This is a genomic window from Xenorhabdus bovienii (genome assembly GCF_024721015.1).
Classification (GTDB): domain Bacteria; phylum Pseudomonadota; class Gammaproteobacteria; order Enterobacterales; family Enterobacteriaceae; genus Xenorhabdus; species Xenorhabdus bovienii.
The window spans coordinates 1-1,416 of record NZ_JANAIF010000208.1; the positions used below are offsets into that span (position 1 = coordinate 1).

Annotated in this window: 1 protein-coding gene; it reads right to left on the reverse strand. The window is 35.6% G+C overall.

Features of this window, described 5'->3' with window-relative positions; all coding sequences use genetic code 11:
• Positions 1-540: 540 nt before the first annotated feature.
• Positions 541-1,224 carry a transglycosylase SLT domain-containing protein gene (locus NXS07_RS20035; protein ID WP_038206270.1) on the reverse strand — a complete coding sequence of 228 codons (684 nt, stop codon included), beginning with the start codon at positions 1,222-1,224 and terminating at the stop codon, positions 541-543.
• Positions 1,225-1,416: the final 192 nt, after the last annotated feature.

Below are 1,416 nucleotides of genomic sequence, written 5' to 3' on the forward strand. Positions count from 1 at the left end.
ACATGGGTTAACTGGAACAGATTGAAACGGGATGAAACTGCTATAATGGCTTACACGAAAGATCACTTGTATGAAATATTTTAATTTAAGAATTCAATACGTTAAGAACAAACTCTTGCTTCACTCCGCAAGATGTGTACTCGATTAAGTACATAGTTTTTTAAAGTACCCAGTACATTTGCCCTAACTCATTCACCATACTATCACACTGAGTAAGTGTTAAAATAGTTTAACGTGATATTCAGCCATCTTGAACTACCTAAAATATCTAATAATTATTACGGTAGAAAATTAAGTAAAATGCTGTTGAAATATACGCCATCTGGATTCAACCTGATATCTAATACACAACGTTTTCTCTTATAAGTCTGATGATATCTGCATTGATATTGGATGATTTTTTAAACTTTTCTTACCATACATTCCACGTTCTATATAGTGATCTTTTTCATTAACTAAATCTTGGGAATTTCCCTGCGCAAATGATTGAGTGAAAACATACAATAAAAAGTTACCGTGTAATCTATTGATTAACCAATATCAATTATCAATGATATCCAAATCGCGGTAGGCATTTTTTACTTTCCATAAATAACGAGGAGCCTGTGGTGCGGGATGATTATTCTGAACATATTGATAAAACTCATTTGGCGTCATTCGATTAATTTTATTGATTGCCAAAGTCCTGTTTGAATCAAATGTACTCAATAGTGCTCCTGCACCATTAACATAAGCGACTATCATCGCATAGTACATCGTTTCAGGATTAGTGATACCTTCCAGATGCTGCTTTTTCAGGATGCTAATGTAGGCGGTTCCAAGATCAATGTTGGTTTCTGGATCTTTCAACTCACGCATAGTTGGCTGCCCCGATTTTCCTTTTATTCGATAAGCATCTCGCCCTGCTGTAGATGCCTTGATTTGCATTAGACCAACAGCATTGGATTTACTGACGACTTCTGGACGAAAACCAGATTCCACCCGAATAATCGCTTTAATAAGCGTTTCATCAACACCATAACGTCTTGCAGCCTGCTCAATAAAACGATCAAATGGTGTTGATTCAGATCTAGCCATAAATTTACGGGAACTAGAAACAACGTTATTGTTACCGAGCAAGCGTTTTGCTGTTAGTTGCTTACTAACTCCTGACTGATGAATTTCTTGGTCTGCACATCCTGTCAATAGCATTGCCAGCACAATATAGCCGAGTCTTAATTTCACGCTGTCTTCCCCAAACCAAAATTAACTTTATAAATCATATATAACTTTACTAATAAGCCCAAAATACTTTTATACAACTTATCAAAATAAATTGAGCCATTTATATTATGTAATCCTAGATGGTGTCGTCATGAGGAATTTCGTGCAATAATAATGCCCCACCATTCCATCATAAGAGTTGATTAACCATGA